The 14,540-nt window shown below is 55.3% G+C and carries 12 protein-coding genes; 9 read left to right on the top strand and 3 right to left on the bottom strand.

The annotated features are described in order from the left end of the window. Nucleotides 1-111: 111 nt before the first annotated feature. On the bottom strand, nt 112-1,449 hold the full coding sequence (locus tag AC3WOK_RS04630) for a TolC family outer membrane protein (protein ID WP_492354031.1): 1,338 nt from the start codon (nt 1,447-1,449) through the stop codon (nt 112-114). Between the two features lie 741 nt (nt 1,450-2,190). Here AC3WOK_RS04630 and AC3WOK_RS04625 point away from each other — a divergent pair. Then, nucleotides 2,191-2,934: a DeoR/GlpR family DNA-binding transcription regulator gene (locus AC3WOK_RS04625; protein WP_063429758.1), complete on the top strand. Its 744-nt coding sequence runs from the start codon at nt 2,191-2,193 to the stop codon at nt 2,932-2,934. 13 nt (nt 2,935-2,947) lie between these two features. Further along, the gene (locus AC3WOK_RS04620) at nt 2,948-4,015 is read left to right on the top strand and encodes an oxidoreductase (RefSeq protein WP_447855598.1); all 1,068 of its coding nucleotides are present in this window, start codon (nt 2,948-2,950) and stop codon (nt 4,013-4,015) included. 90 nt (nt 4,016-4,105) lie between these two features. On the opposite strand, the gene cybB is transcribed toward AC3WOK_RS04620, so the two are convergent. Further along, nucleotides 4,106-4,636 carry a cytochrome b561 gene (gene cybB / locus AC3WOK_RS04615; RefSeq protein WP_429052784.1) on the bottom strand — a complete coding sequence of 177 codons (531 nt, stop codon included), beginning with the start codon at nt 4,634-4,636 and terminating at the stop codon, nt 4,106-4,108. A 189-nt stretch (nt 4,637-4,825) separates the two neighbouring features. On the opposite strand from cybB, the gene gap reads away from it, so the two are divergent. The 3 genes from gap (at nt 4,826) to AC3WOK_RS04600 (ending at nt 7,666) form a co-directional block, all read left to right on the top strand. Next, complete coding sequence (gene gap, locus AC3WOK_RS04610) at nt 4,826-5,827, top strand: type I glyceraldehyde-3-phosphate dehydrogenase (protein WP_059310170.1); 1,002 nt, start codon at nt 4,826-4,828, stop codon at nt 5,825-5,827. Nucleotides 5,828-6,080: 253 nt separating this feature from the next. Beyond that, nucleotides 6,081-6,743 carry a DUF1120 domain-containing protein gene (locus AC3WOK_RS04605; protein ID WP_447855596.1) on the top strand — a complete coding sequence of 221 codons (663 nt, stop codon included), beginning with the start codon at nt 6,081-6,083 and terminating at the stop codon, nt 6,741-6,743. 260 nt (nt 6,744-7,003) lie between these two features. Further along, nucleotides 7,004-7,666, top strand: a complete 663-nt coding sequence (locus AC3WOK_RS04600) for a DUF1120 domain-containing protein (protein ID WP_063956262.1) — start codon at nt 7,004-7,006, stop codon at nt 7,664-7,666. Nucleotides 7,667-7,732: 66 nt separating this feature from the next. Here the strand turns inward: AC3WOK_RS04600 and AC3WOK_RS04595 are convergent, their stop codons facing one another. Next, entirely contained in the window at nt 7,733-8,524 is a 792-nt protein-coding gene (locus AC3WOK_RS04595; protein ID WP_447855595.1) for a YdcF family protein, read from the bottom strand. 392 nt (nt 8,525-8,916) lie between these two features. Here AC3WOK_RS04595 and AC3WOK_RS04590 point away from each other — a divergent pair, with 392 nt between their 5' ends. The 4 genes from AC3WOK_RS04590 to AC3WOK_RS04575 all read left to right on the top strand — a co-directional run bounded on the left by AC3WOK_RS04590 (nt 8,917) and on the right by AC3WOK_RS04575 (nt 14,527). Next, nucleotides 8,917-10,236 carry an MFS transporter gene (locus AC3WOK_RS04590; RefSeq protein WP_059310174.1) on the top strand — a complete coding sequence of 440 codons (1,320 nt, stop codon included), beginning with the start codon at nt 8,917-8,919 and terminating at the stop codon, nt 10,234-10,236. A gap of 157 nt (nt 10,237-10,393) precedes the next feature. Beyond that, entirely contained in the window at nt 10,394-12,046 is a 1,653-nt protein-coding gene (locus AC3WOK_RS04585; protein WP_492354030.1) for an MFS transporter, read from the top strand. A gap of 22 nt (nt 12,047-12,068) precedes the next feature. Then, nucleotides 12,069-13,151: an HlyD family secretion protein gene (locus AC3WOK_RS04580; protein WP_447855594.1), complete on the top strand. Its 1,083-nt coding sequence runs from the start codon at nt 12,069-12,071 to the stop codon at nt 13,149-13,151. Then, entirely contained in the window at nt 13,148-14,527 is a 1,380-nt protein-coding gene (locus AC3WOK_RS04575) for an efflux transporter outer membrane subunit (RefSeq protein ID WP_447855593.1), read from the top strand. Before AC3WOK_RS04580 ends, AC3WOK_RS04575 begins: the two co-directional genes overlap by 4 nt. Nucleotides 14,528-14,540: the final 13 nt, after the last annotated feature.

Here is a 14,540-nt window from a genome sequence, read left to right as displayed (position 1 = left end):
CCTTGCAGGTGCACGGATCCCTGTGGATATGTCCACAAGATGGATGTAGCTATCCCTGGGAAAATCACCCATTATTATCAGACTTATTTCGCGCAGAATGGCGCGTCTTTTTTAACTCAAATCAGGCAATTTTTCGGCGGTGCTTTTTTCAATTCCAATAAGCGGCATAAGATTATCTATCGCAGATGCGTAATTAATCGCCGAGCTCCAGCCATCATATTCAGCCATTATTTTCGCCGAGGTGGCTTGCCATACATCCTGCTCAACGCTGAGCAGATCGTTAATGCTCCGCTTGCTCAGGGTATATTCATTTTTATAGACAGCGCGGGCGCGTAACGCATTTTCAAGCTGTAACGTGCCGGCTTCCATTCTCCCGCGCGCGCCCACCCAGTCGGCCTGTGCTACGGAGGCTTTTTGCAAAACATCAAATCGCGCCTGGTCGACCTGAGACGATGCCATGGCCCTCGCCCCTTCGGCCTGCCGCACGCGTGCGGATACCGCGCCTCCCTGATACAGCGGCGCATCAATATTGAGCTGTATCTGGTCGTCCCAGTATGAGCGGTTGTCCGACTCATAGCGGGTACGTCCGCCTTTGAGGCTTAGCGTTGGCCAGTGCTGAGATTTGGCCGTTTCCACACCATATTGCGCCGAACGTTCCATATTCTGCGCCGCCATCACCGCCGGAATCGCGGCATAATCGATGCGATTGAGCGAATCTTGTTCGACGGCAAGCGTCTCCGGCACCGGGGCGTACCTGTCAGCCTGCATACCGGTCAACACCGCAAGCCTGGCGCGGGCGCTGCTGAGCGCGGCGTTATATTGCGCGACCGTTGCCTGCATTCCGGCGATACGCGTGCGGGTCTGGAGTTCATCAGAGGTGGAGCTCACGCCTGCATCCGCGCGGAGCGTGGCCAGCTGCTCAACGTTTTTCAGCGCCTGAACGTTCTCTTTCGCCGCCTGTAGCAGATCGCTATAGCGTTTCACTTCCACGTAGCTGAGGGCCGTTTTCTCCGCCACATCAGAGAGCGTGCTCATTAGCTGGAAACGGTAGCTATCACGCTGAGCCGTAGACTGGCTAATGCTGTTGTTGGTCTTGCCAAAATCGTAGACCAGCTGGGTCAGGCTCAACCCCCAGGCCGCTGAATTTCGCAGCGATCCGCTGGAATCTGTCGTCTGACTGTGGCCCGTACTGCCGTTTAAGGATATTTGCGGCATCCAGCCACTGCGCGCTTCATCTATTTGTGCCTGACCTATTCCCAGCCGGGCAGCCTGTTGACTCACAGACGGGTCGCGATCGATAGCGAAAAGAATACTCTCCTTTAACGTAATCGAGGAAACCGGAGCAAAGCCAGACTGTTCGATATTGGCGGTAGCCATATTCATGGCCAGAGAAATTAACGCCAGCGCAGTCGGAAATCTGATCAACATATAATTTCGCAATATAGTCATTTTATCTCTTTACTCTGCGTGATGCTCAAACACGTAACCCAAAAGAGGTATAGATAATCAGACAAATATCTTTTTTATCTCCCGCGTCGAATTTCAGATATAAGCTCCCCTGCCCATTTCCACAGGAAATGAGAATCAGCCAAAGCCCTATATGAATTTAGGAATTTACTTACTTTTTAAACTGGTTTGCAGCATAACAAAATGTGGTATAGGCAACTACACCCACAATGTTAATGTGGTGTTACAAATAAGAAAAATCCTGCGGTTTCTGAACAAATCCACTTAAGATGCATTTCAAATAAAATAAATAAAGTCATTGTTATTTAAATCAAATTTAAAAACCGACAGGTGGACATATTTGCGTTAATTTCAATGCGGGTCAGACACAAAGATTTTCAAAGAACTGTCAACTTACGTAACTAGCGTCACTTTTGTGATATTAAATCCCATAAAAAAATAGAATGAAAAGATAAACAACCATTAGATTCAATAAAAACGACAATTTACTCTAAAATAAGGCAATTTGATGGTTATATAGCCCAAATAGTTTAGAAAAACATAACATTAACATCGTGGTTAACATTCCAGAACGCGTTAATTATATTTGATCAATATAATTTTAATAATCACTCAGTGGACATTTCCCCTGTACGCCCTGTTCTAACGACGCGTTGTGCTTCCTTCTGCGACAAAATGCTGTATTATGCAAACTATTGCGACATTTTGCAGGATTACTGCCCCATGCACAAAACCGCACGTCAACGCTACGTCCTTGACATCCTCAGTGAGCAAGGTCAGGCCAGCATCACCGAACTGGCAGAAAAGCTACAGGTTTCAGCGGATACCATCCGTCGGGATCTGACCGACCTTGAAAACCAGGGCCTGGCGCAGAAGAACCACGGCGGCGCCATTGCACTCAACCTCTCCGCCATGAATCGTCAGGGCCGCAATACGCTGCTGGCGGATGCCAAACAGCGTTTAGGAAAACAGGTCGCGCAGCAGGTTCCACCGGGCTCTACCCTGTTTCTGGATGCCGGAAGCACGGTGATGGCGGTCGCCACCTTTCTTAAGGGGCCGCTTACCGTCATTACCCCTTCCCTGGATATCGCCCAGCATTTTAGCGACCGGGAAGATATTGAGCTCATCCTGCTCGGCGGGAAGTGGGACCAAAAGCAGCGCCTGTTTGCCGGAAGCGCCACCTTGTCGCTGCTGTCCCGGTATCGGGCAGATATCGCCATTCTCGGGGCGTGCGCTATTCATGCCGAACTCGGCCTGAGTGCCGGTAAAGAAGCCGATGCCGAGGTTAAACGGGCGATGCTCGCCGCCAGCCGTGAGCGCTGGATTGTCGCCGACCATCTGAAGGTCAACCGCTGCGAACCGTATCTGGTTTCCGGGCTATCCACCCTTCAACAACTCTTTTTAGATCGTCCCTGGCCCGAGCTTGGGGACCATAGCGCACTGCAGGTCACGGTGTGCGCGCAATAACGTGGAGAAGGTCATGAGTAAAGTTCAAACAATCAACGTTGCGCTGATCGGGTACGGATTTGTGGGTAAAACCTTCCATGCTCCGCTGCTCCAGTCCGTGGACGGGCTTAAGCTGGCCGTCGTCTCTTCCCGGGATGAAGAGAAGGTTAAACGCGACCTGCCGGACGTACAGGTAGTGGCGACCCCGGAAGAGGCCATTCAGCACCCTGATATCGATTTGGTGGTGATCGCCTCCCCCAACGCCACGCACGCCCCGCTGGCGACGCTTGCCCTCAACGCAGGTAAACACGTGGTCGTGGATAAGCCTTTTACCCTCGACATGCAGGAAGCCCGCGACCTGATCGCGCTGGCGGATGAAAAGCAGCTTCTGCTTTCCGTCTTCCACAACCGCCGCTGGGACAGCGATTTCCTCGGCATTAAGCAGATAATCGAGCAAGGCACGATCGGCAAGATTAAACACCTGGAGTCGCATATTGACCGCTTCCGCCCGGAAGTGCGCGTGCGCTGGCGCGAGCAGAACGTTCCCGGGAGCGGCCTGTGGTTTGACCTCGGCCCTCACCTGATCGACCAGACGCTGCAGCTCTTTGGCCTGCCGCAGTCGGTGCAGGGGAATATCGCGACGCTGCGCGACGGCGCGGAAATTAACGACTGGGCGCACGTGGTTTTAAACTACCCGGAGCACAAGGTTATTCTTCACGCGAGCATGCTGGTGGCTGGCGGTACGGCACGCTTTACCGTTCACGGGGACAAGGGCAGCGTGGTGAAGGCCAGAATCGACCAGCAGGAAGCGCAGCTGCTCTCAGGGGTTATTCCCGGCAGTGAAGCCTGGGGCGAAGACAGCGACAGCATGGTGTTCTATGGGGCTGACGGCGCGCCGCAGACGATTGCCACACCGAAAGGGGATCAGCGCCAGTATTACATCAACGTGCGTGATGCGTTACGTGGGGAAATCACCAATCCTGTCCACCCTGTTGAGGCATTAGCGGTGATGGCCGTGCTGGAAGCGGCGGTGAAATCGTCGGAGACCGGGACAACGCAGCCGCTGGCGTTAACGGCTGAAGAGCGTGCTCTGCTGCGTTAAAAAACACGCCGGGTGGCGCTGCGCTTACCCGGCCTACCATTCAGAGCCGTTTGTAGGCCCGTGCAAGCGAAGCGCCGCCGGGCAAGAGGACTACTGACGCTTTTTCGGCATCATGCGCAGGAGGGTATTATCTTTCCAGAAGTAGTGATGCATCAGCGCCGCCGCCGCGTGCAGGCCAATCACAAAATAACCCAGGTTCGCCAGCGTTTCGTGCCACTCTTTTAGCGTATCCACCAGGTCAAAATTGGATTCCGCCGCATGCGGCATCACCAGGCCAAAAGCAAACCAGTCGCTGCCACGGTTGTACATCATCACAATGCCAATCAGCGGCAGCGCAATAAACAGCAGATACACCACCAGATGCCCCAGATGCGACATGCCCGTTACCATGGCTTTAGGCTTCGGTTGAATCGGCGGCGCGCGGAATTTCAGGCGCACCAGCAGACGCGTTACCATCAGTACCAGAATACTGATACCGCAGGAGACGTGGATCATATTGATTGCCGGACGGGCGGTGCGCGGGAAGAAACCTCTGAACTCCATGGCGCAGTAGGCGACGATGATTAACAGAAACACCAGCCAGTGGATGCCGATTTGCAGGCTTGTATATTTAGTGCGCATGAGAATTCCCGATTAAAAACAGTTATCGCGCCAACATAATCCCCTTTCCTTAAAAATTCATTAACTTTTCTGTATGGTTTTTCAAATACTTCCCCCCGCATGAAGCATCTTCAATTGCCGCCCTGCCCGTCATGGTCTAAGCCTGGATGAGTTCAAACTGTCGCATCGACACGTTTACAGGAGAACACCATGAGTAAAATTGGCATTAACGGATTTGGACGCATCGGACGCCTTGTGCTTCGTCGCCTTCTTGAAACCCAGGACAGCAACACCGTCGTCGCCATCAACGACCTCACCTCGCCCAAAGTGCTGGCCTATCTGCTCAGGCATGACTCAAACTACGGTGGCTTCCCGTGGAGCGTGGATTTCACCGAAGACGCGCTGATTGTGGATGGCAAAACGATCGCGGTATACGCCGAAAAAGAGGCCAAACATATTCCGTGGAAAACCGCAGGCGTGGATATCGTCGTTGAATGCACCGGTTTTTATACCTCTGAAGAGAAATCCAGAGCGCATCTGGACGCGGGTGCCAAAAAAGTGCTGATCTCCGCGCCTGCGGGTGAGATGAAAACCATTGTGTTTAACGTGAACGACGACACCATTGACGCCAGTGACACCATCATCTCCGTCGCCTCCTGCACCACTAACTGCCTCGCCCCGCTGGCAAAAGCCCTGCACGACGCCTTTGAAATAAAAGTCGGGACCATGACCACTATTCACGCCTATACCGGTACGCAGGCGCTGGTGGATGGCCCTCGCGGGAAAGATCTTCGTGCCTCGCGCGCGGCGGCAGAGAACATCATTCCCCACACCACGGGCGCCGCAAAAGCCATTGGCCTGGTGATCCCGGCACTCAGCGGCAAACTGAAAGGCCACGCCCAGCGCGTGCCGGTGAAAACGGGTTCGGTGACCGAGCTGGTGGCAATTCTGGGCAAGAAAGTGACCGTTGAGGAGATCAATGCCGCGTTGAAAAAAGCGACCCAGGGCAATAAATCCTTCGGCTATACCGATGAAGAGATTGTGTCGTCGGACGTCATCGGCTCGCACTATGGTTCGGTGTTTGACGCCACGCAGACGGAGGTCAGCGAAGCTGGCGAGCTGCAGCTGGTGAAGGCCGTGGCCTGGTACGACAACGAGTATGGCTTCGTGACGCAGCTGGTGCGTACCCTCGATAAATTCGCAAAACTATAATCGCCATGACGGATGGTGATGCCATCCGTCATAACATACTACGCAGAAATGACTTTTTATTTTTCACGCTGTTTTTCGGATAATATTATTCACAAAATCTTTGAATTCACCACCAATCATCATTAGAACTTCTAAAATCAACTTTTAAATATAGTTGCTTTAACTTTATAAGCCATCCCAATAATATAATCACAAGACAGGCAATCACGCCCGTCACGATAAAAACCCCTCTTTATATTGTTAAGGAACAACAATGAAAAAAGTAATTTTGGCTTCTTTAATTGCACTGGCCAGCGCTTCAGCTTTCGCAGAGCCTACCGCTGTATTAAAAGTACACGGAACGTTAACTAACTCTGCCTGCTCACCTTCTATTGGTAATGGGGGCGTTGTCGATTACGGTTATATACGTCTTGGCGAATTATCCGCCACCTCGAATAACAAACTGGGTCAGAAACAGGTTCCGGTGACCATTACCTGTACGGCGCCAACCAAAGTGGGCTTTACCGTTCTTGATAACCGCGGCGACAGCAATGCGCAGCTGCCTGTGGATATTGGTGGTAACTTAAACCAGTCGGCGAAGTATTATACCTACGGCGTGGGCACCACGACCGAAGGCGTGAAAATTGGTAACTACGGCATGTGGATGACAGACATTATGGCGGATGGCAATGCGGTAGATTCTGTTGCCAACAACCACGACTGGAGCTCAGAGATCTGGAAAAAAACCGGTATTCCACGCAGCGATGCGTTTCAGACCGTTGCCTTTGCTGCAACGGGGACAACCACACCGATGGCTATCACGACGGCTAACTTTAACTTTGTCACCAACCTGACGATTCGCGATACGTCTACGCTGGCTGTTACCGACGATACCGCTCTCGATGGTCAGGCCACCATGACGCTGGTATATCTCTAATAACGTCCTTTGCTTATACCGGTTCAGCTATCGTCTGAACCGGTACTTTTATCTAAGTTAGATTCACATAACAAATAAAAGATGCTTCTTTTATTTGTCGCTTGATCACGTCTTTATTTTTTCTACAAAGCACATTCAATTTTAATAAATATACGAAAAACACAATAATAAATATTATTTGCGCCAGCTGGGTATGGATGCTTTCGCGGCGTTCATTTACCCGCCCCACATAAATCACATTCACACAAAGGAAATCAAGGATGAAAAAAGTCATTCTGGCTACGGCTATCGCACTTAGCACCACATCAGCTTTCGCAGTCCAAACGGCCGTAATGCAAGTTAAAGGAACATTAACCAACGCGGCCTGTACGGCTGAACTGGGTAACGGTGGCGTTGTGGATTACGGTTATATTCGCCTCGGTGAGTTATCTGATACTTCAAATAATAAACTTGGTCAAAAACAGATCCCGGTGACCATTAACTGCACCATGCCAACCAAGGTCGGTTTCACCGTCACCGATAACCGTGGTGACAGCAATGCACAGCTGCCAGTGGATATTGGCGGCAACCTGAATCAGACGGCTAAATATTACACTTATGGTGTTGGCCTGACGAATGAAGGGAAAAAAATTGGTAACTACGGCATGTGGATGACGGGTACCACCGCTGACGGCAAGTCGGTTGACAGTATTGCGCAGAACCACGACTGGTCCGCGACCTCATGGAAAAAAACCGGCATCCCACGCAGCGATGGATTCCAGACCGTCGCCTTTGCTGAAACCGGCACCACCACCCCAATGGCCATCACGACGGCTAGCTTTAACTTCGTGACTAACCTGGTGATTTGGGATACTTCCACCCTGGCCATTACCGACGATACCGCGCTGGATGGTCAGAACACCATGACGCTGGTTTATCTGTAATCGTTCACGCTTTATTCATACCGGGTCAGCGGCTAACGCTGGCCCGGTATTTTTTTGTGCCCGAACTCACAGCAATGAGCGGCTCGCGAGGGCATCAGTCAACGTGGCGTCGTGACGTAAGATATGCCATGCCGCGTCAACCTCCTCAGGAAACGTCACGTGCGCAATAAAATCACGCCCCGCCGGACCGTAACCGTTAGCGTCGTCACGCAGCCGCGGCAGCTCCCCCAGCACCAGCGTTAAATAGCGTTCTACCGTCCAGAGCCCTTCGTTATCGCCGGTAAACGCCAGCCCGTCTTCACTGTTTTGCAGCACAGGCGTCACGCCGGGATGACTAATCCATTCCGGCGAAACGGCTTCATCCCGGCACTCGCGGGCAAACGTTGCCATCGTGCGGCGCTGCATGGTCGGGTCCTGCACCACCAGCACGCGCCCGGCGTTCAGCCCGTGATGCCTCAGCATCGCCCAACTGAAACGCGCATTTTCACCACAGTTGGTTGACCGATCTTCTATCCATATTTTGTCTGCCGGGATCGCCCAGAACTGCCGCGCGATGTCCGCAAGGATCGCCGCCTCGGCCCGTCCTGTAGTAGGCAGCGCGTTATAGCGCGGGTGTTGCGCGACGGCGGCATACAGGAAGGGGGTGGAGTGCCCAATTCCTCCGCTTATCAGCAGCGGGACGGCCTGTTCGGCCGCTATCTGACAGGCGGCCTCAATTGCAGGGATGACCGCATTCCCTGCAAGGATCACGGCATCAACAGTCTGATGATGACGATCGTCCTGCGCAAGCCACGTGCCTACGGTGTTGACGGCATTCAGCGTCGACTCGGGCAGAGAAGGAAAAAGTGCCAGCGTCATCGTTATCTCCTTACATCATTTACGTTCAGAGTACTGCACGCGTCACGGCTGAACAGGGGATCGCTCCTGAAGCCAAAACGCCTGTCACTCTGCATTTCCTGGCATTTTATTGAAATAACCAGAAACATCCAAAAACAATTGGGTTGCACCTGCATGTTATGCTTTTGATTATCCGACATTCAAAACATCATGCCAGTCAAACCGCGTGCCAAAGCACCAGCCGCTGCTAATTTCGCCGTGATCTGACCAGTTCAGGCCCCTCCTTGCTTGCCAAATGCCCCATCCAACCCTAAGTTGCTTAACAATTTCACAACCTTTTTATTACTGCGGGTTGCACCTGAAGCGCGCCAGGTGACACCGCGTTCATCCTCTCTGCGGCGGAGCTTCAGGTCATGACACAACATGAAAGTACAACGACGGTTTTACGCAAAAACAAAAAGGTATTAATTGCCAGCCTTACCGGCAGTTCCATTGAATGGTTTGACTATTTTCTCTATGGCACCGCCGCCGCGCTGGTGTTTAACAAGATTTTTTTCCCGATGGTCGACCCGGTTATCGGGCTGATCCTCTCTTATCTTTCGTTCTCGCTCACCTTTTTTATCCGCCCTATTGGCGGTGTCCTCTTCGCCCACATCGGGGACCGTATCGGGCGCAAAAAAACGCTGGTGCTGACGCTGTCGTTAATGGGCGGTGCAACCGTCATGATTGGACTGCTCCCCACCTATGAGATGATCGGCATGTGGGCACCCGCCCTGCTGATCCTGATGCGCATCATTCAGGGTATGGGCATTGGCGGAGAATGGGGTGGCGCACTGCTGCTGGCGTATGAATACGCGCCCGAAAAACGTAAAGGCTTTTTCGGCAGCATTCCGCAGGCGGGCGTGACCATCGGTATGCTGATGGCGACCTTCATCGTCTCGCTGATGACGCTGTTCAGCGAGGAAGATTTTCTCTCCTGGGGGTGGCGCATCCCGTTCCTGCTCAGCTCAATTCTGGTCTTGATCGGGCTGTGGATCCGCAAGGACATCGACGAAACGCCGGATTTCCAGAAAGTGAAAAAATCAGGCCAGGTGGCGAAAGCGCCCCTGCGCGATACCCTGAAACACCACTGGCGCGAAGTGCTGATTGCCGCCGGTCTGAAGGTCGTCGAAACCGCCCCGTTCTATATCTTCTCTACCTTCGTGGTGAGCTATGCCACGACGACGTTGACGTACCAGAAATCGCAGGCGCTGGAAGCCGTGACCCTGGGTGCGCTGGTCGCGACCATCATGATCCCGCTGATGGGTTTGCTCTCCGATAAGGTGGGACGCCAGCGCATGTATGCAGTCAGCGTCGCCGTGCTCGGCTTGTTTATCGTACCGTGGTTCATGCTGCTCAACACCGGCACGACCTGGGGCATTGTCCTCGCCACCGTCATCGCGTTTGGCGTGCTCTGGGCGCCGGTAACGGCGGTACTGGGCACCCTCTGTTCTGAAATTTTCAGTGCCAACGTGCGCTACACCGGCATCACCCTCGGGTATCAGCTGGGGGCCGCGCTGGCAGGCGGAACCGCCCCGCTGATCGCCACCGGTCTGCTGGCGAAATACGACGGCGACTGGGTGCCGGTAGCCTGGTATCTGGCGGTGACAGTCGTAATCTCGCTCATCGCCATTTTCTGCGCCAGCCGGGTCAAACCAACACCAGCCGTCCAGGCACAACCTGACCACATCTGACCTTTCAGCGGCCCTCCCCGGGCCGCTCTTTTTGTTCAAGCGTCCTCTCAACATTTGATTAACATGCGATAATCATATTCACTTGAATTATGTTTTGCGGCAGACGTAGAATCGCGTGCCCGTTAATTCTTCAATTTTTTCAAAGGTAAACAACGTTATGCGCCTGCCCGAACGCGATCCTTATGCTCCTCGCGAGTGGCAGCCACACGAGAAACCCGCCCTGCTGGGCTCGCCTTCCACGCCGGAGCACAGCACGCCCAAACGGATTGCCTACGGCATCGTAGGCCTGCTGGTCTGCCTGACGGGCGCGCTGGGCAACGCGGTCGTCACCGCCAATCTACAAAACCTTCAGGGCACCTTCGGCGCCTGGTCTACGGAGATTGCCTGGCTGCCCGCGGTCTATGTTATGACCAACATCTCCATTAACCTGCTGCTGGTTAAGTTCCGCCAGCAGTATGGTCTGCGCGCCTTTACGGAAGGTTTTCTGGTGCTGTACGTGCTGGTCACCTTTTTCCACCTGTTCGTTAACGACCTGAGCTCGGCGCTGATGGTACGCGCCGCGCACGGAATGGTGGCCGCCGCGCTCAGCTCGCTGGGGATTTACTATCAGATCCAGGCCTGGCCTGCGAAGCATCGCCTGAAGGCGCTGACCATTGGTATCACCGGGTCGTCGCTCGCCATTCCTCTGGCCCGCCTTTTTTCAACCGAACTGCTGCAGCTGGACGAGTGGCGCGGGCTCTATTTCTTCGAACTGGGGCTGGCGCTGATCTCCCTGGCCTGCGTGATAGCCTTAAAGCTGCCGCCGGGCGACCGGCGCAAGGTCTTTGAGAAAAAAGACTTTATCACCTTCTTTTTAATGGCCCCCGGGATGGCCCTGCTCTGCGCCGTGCTCTCTTTAGGCCGTCTTGACTGGTGGTTCGAGGCCCCGTGGATCGGCTGGTCGCTGGCGCTATCGCTGGTGCTAATTGTGGCTGCCATCGTCTTTGAGCATAACCGCACCAACCCGCTGCTGAACACCCGCTGGCTGTCGAGCGGCAGCATCGTTCGTCTGGGGCTGATCATGCTGCTGATCCGTATCGTGCTGGCGGAGCAAAACACCGGCGTCATCGGCTGGCTGCAGTACGTCGGGTTACAGAACGAACAGATGACGCATCTGGCGTGGTCCATTTTCGCCGGTATCGTCTGCGGGATCGTCACCAGCTGTCTGACCATCAAGCCGACGAAGCTGGCGTGGCCGATAATCACCTCGCTGGCGCTGATGATTGTTGCCTCGCTGCTCGACAGTCAGTCCAATAACCTGACCCGGCCGGATCAGCTGATGCTAAGCCAGTTCCTGCTGGGCTTCGGCAGCGCCTTCTTCCTGGCGCCCGCCATGCTGGCCGCCATTGGCGGGGTGATCGCCGACCCGCGCAACCTGGTCAGCTTCTCGGTGATGTTTGGCATGAGCCAGAACCTCGGCGGCCTGCTGGGCTCCGCTATCCTCGGCACCTTCCAGACCTGGCGCGAGAAGTACCACTCCAGCCTGCTGGCGGACCAGCTCACCACGCTGAATCCGCTGGTCAACGAGCGGATTCAGCTTTATACCCAGATGTACAAAAGCCTGATTGGTGACAGCGCGCTGCTGGGCACCCAGGCGATAACGCAGCTGCAAACGGTCACCGCGCTGGAGGCGAATATTCTGGCTTATAACGATACTTATCTTCTGACGGCGAGTATCGCTGCCGCCACGCTGGTCTGGATTTTATGGCGCTTGCTGCGCCTGCGCATCACTGCCCGTATGACGCTGAAGAACGCCACCGGCAACAAATAATTGAAATAGTTCTGGAGAGTTTATGAGTCAGCAGGATGCCGCCAAAGAGCAGGCCAACACCCGCAAAAATGTGCGCATTGTTTCCGTTTTCACCGCCGCTGCCATCGGTATTGTCGGCGTACTGGCGATCCTTTATGCGTGGCAGCTCCCGCCGTTCACCCGCCACGCGCAGTTTACCGACAACGCATACGTGCGCGGTCAGACGACGTTTATCAGTCCGCAGGTCAACGGTTACATCACAGAGGTGAATGTTCAGGACTTTGCGCAGGTCAAAAAAGGCGACCTGCTGCTGCAGATTGATGACCGCATCTATCGTCAGCGGGTGCATCAGGCCGAGGCGCAGCTGGCGATGAAAATTGCCGCCCTGAATAACAACCTGCAGCAGCGTAAAAGCGCCGAGGCCGTCATCGCCAAAAATGACGCTGCGCTGAAAAATGCCCGCGCCCAGAGCCTGAAAACTCAGGCGGATTTAAAGCGGGTGAAAGAGCTGACAACTGACGGCTCGCTCTCCATTCGCGAGCGCGACGCGGCGCTGGCGAGCGCAGCCCAGGGCAGCGCGGATATCGACCAGGCGAAAGCGGCGCTGGAGATGTCGCGTCAGGATCTGCAGACGGTGATTGTGAACCGCGGTGCGCTGGAAGCGGATGTAGAAAACGCCAAAGCGGCGCTGGAGCTGGCGCAGATCGACCTGCAAAACACGCGTATTGTGGCCCCGCGCGACGGCCAGCTCGGCCAGATTGCCGTTCGTCTCGGGGCGTATGTGACCGCCGGGACCCATCTCACCACCCTTGTGCCGCCGCAGCACTGGGTGATCGCCAATATTAAAGAGACCCAGCTCGCGGAGCTGCGCGTCGGTCAGCCGGTGAAATTCACCGTCGATGCCCTCAATAACAAAGCGTATCAGGGCCGCGTGGAGAGCATCTCTCCGGCGACCGGCGTTGAATTCAGCGCCATCACGCCGGATAACGCCACCGGGAACTTTGTCAAAATCGCCCAGCGTATTCCGGTGCGTATCGAAGTGCTCGGCAAGCCAGAGGCATCCGCGCTGCTGCGTCCGGGCATGTCGGTGCAGGTGACCATTGATACGCGGGAGGCGAAGCAATGACCCTTCGCCCGATAACCGCGCTGGTGATGGCGGTCATGCTGGCCGGATGCCAGGCCGTCGATGTCAAACCGGCGCAGCCGACGCTGCAAATCCCCACGCAGTGGCGCACCGTCTCAGGCCCTGCCAGCCCGACGGAGCAGCTCTGGTGGCGCAATTTTCATGACAACAACCTGAACCGCTACGTGGACCAGGCGCTCGGGCATAACAGCGATGTCCTGATCGCCCGCGAGCGGATAAACGAGTATCAGGCGCGGGTCTTTGCGGCCGACGGCGGCCTGTTCCCCTCGCTCGACGCGGGCGTAACGGGGACGCGAGCCCGTTCGCAATCCGCCGCGACCGGGCTGCCGGTCTACGGCACGCTGTACAGAGGAAGCCTGACGGCGAGCTATGACGTTGATATCTGGGGCGTTAACCGCAGCACCTCGCGCGCTGCCGAAGCCTCGCTGGAGGCACAAAAAGCCGCCGCCGCCGCCGCGGATTTAACCGTCGCCTCGTCCGTGGCATCCGGGTATGTCACCCTGCTTTCGCTTGATGAACAGCTGCGCGTGACCCAGTCCACGCTGAAATCGCGCGAAGAGGCATTTAACCTCGCGAAGCGTCAGTTTGAGACGGGCTACAGCTCGCGCCTGGAGCTGATGCAATCGGATTCCGAACTCCGCTCAACCCGGGCGCAGGTTCCAGTGCTCCAGCACCAGATTGCACAGCAGGAGAATGCCCTGAGCCTGCTGCTGGGAAGCAACCCGGGCGACGTGGCGCGCAGCGAAAGCTTTGCGGCGCTGACGCCGCTGAAGCTGCCGTCGCAGCTGCCCTCTACGCTTCTGAACCGCCGGCCGGATATCGTTCAGGCCGAGCGACAGCTGGTGGCCGCGGACGCCTCGCTTGCCGCGTCGCGCGCCAGCCTGCTGCCGTCGATCAACCTGACCGCAACCGGATCGATTCAGGATCGCACGCTTTCAGGCCTGCTGGACAACCCGCTTCAGCTCTGGAGCGCAGGGGGAAGTATTCTCGCCCCGCTCCTTAACCGCCAGGCGCTCAACGCGCAGGTGGATATTTCTCAGTCCCAGCGCAACCAGGCGCTGTACAGCTACGAGAAAACCGTGCGTAACGCGTTTGCCGAAGTGAACAACAGCCTTGATGCCATTGCTCGATATCAGGAACAGCTGACGGAGCTGCTTGCCCAGCAGGATGTGGCCCAGGAGACCCTGCGCATTGCGCAGAATCGCTATCGCAACGGCTATTCATCCTACCTGGACGTGCTGGACGCGCAGCGCACGCTGTTCTCGGTCCAGACCAGCGTCGTGCAGGTGAAAAATAACCTGCTGCTGGCGCAAATTGATTTGTATAAAGCGCTGGGCGGCGGCTGGGCCAGTGTCTGAAAACCTGCCCGGT

It is taken from the genome of Enterobacter sp. FW301-JW81, assembly GCF_058788735.1.
Note: the sequence above shows the minus strand (reverse complement) of the source record. Positions and strands in the feature narration are given on the sequence as shown.

What these genes read in the sequence shown, in the direction of transcription:
- AC3WOK_RS04630 (WP_492354031.1), bottom strand. Translation starts at nt 1,449, where the DNA reads ATGACTATATTGCGAAATTATATGTTGATCAGATTTCCGACTGCGCTG.
- AC3WOK_RS04625 (WP_063429758.1), top strand. Translation starts at nt 2,191, where the DNA reads ATGCACAAAACCGCACGTCAACGCTACGTCCTTGACATCCTCAGTGAG.
- AC3WOK_RS04620 (WP_447855598.1), top strand. Translation starts at nt 2,948, where the DNA reads ATGAGTAAAGTTCAAACAATCAACGTTGCGCTGATCGGGTACGGATTT.
- cybB (WP_429052784.1), bottom strand. Translation starts at nt 4,636, where the DNA reads ATGCGCACTAAATATACAAGCCTGCAAATCGGCATCCACTGGCTGGTG.
- gap (WP_059310170.1), top strand. Translation starts at nt 4,826, where the DNA reads ATGAGTAAAATTGGCATTAACGGATTTGGACGCATCGGACGCCTTGTG.
- AC3WOK_RS04605 (WP_447855596.1), top strand. Translation starts at nt 6,081, where the DNA reads ATGAAAAAAGTAATTTTGGCTTCTTTAATTGCACTGGCCAGCGCTTCA.
- AC3WOK_RS04600 (WP_063956262.1), top strand. Translation starts at nt 7,004, where the DNA reads ATGAAAAAAGTCATTCTGGCTACGGCTATCGCACTTAGCACCACATCA.
- AC3WOK_RS04595 (WP_447855595.1), bottom strand. Translation starts at nt 8,524, where the DNA reads ATGACGCTGGCACTTTTTCCTTCTCTGCCCGAGTCGACGCTGAATGCC.
- AC3WOK_RS04590 (WP_059310174.1), top strand. Translation starts at nt 8,917, where the DNA reads ATGACACAACATGAAAGTACAACGACGGTTTTACGCAAAAACAAAAAG.
- AC3WOK_RS04585 (WP_492354030.1), top strand. Translation starts at nt 10,394, where the DNA reads ATGCGCCTGCCCGAACGCGATCCTTATGCTCCTCGCGAGTGGCAGCCA.
- AC3WOK_RS04580 (WP_447855594.1), top strand. Translation starts at nt 12,069, where the DNA reads ATGAGTCAGCAGGATGCCGCCAAAGAGCAGGCCAACACCCGCAAAAAT.
- AC3WOK_RS04575 (WP_447855593.1), top strand. Translation starts at nt 13,148, where the DNA reads ATGACCCTTCGCCCGATAACCGCGCTGGTGATGGCGGTCATGCTGGCC.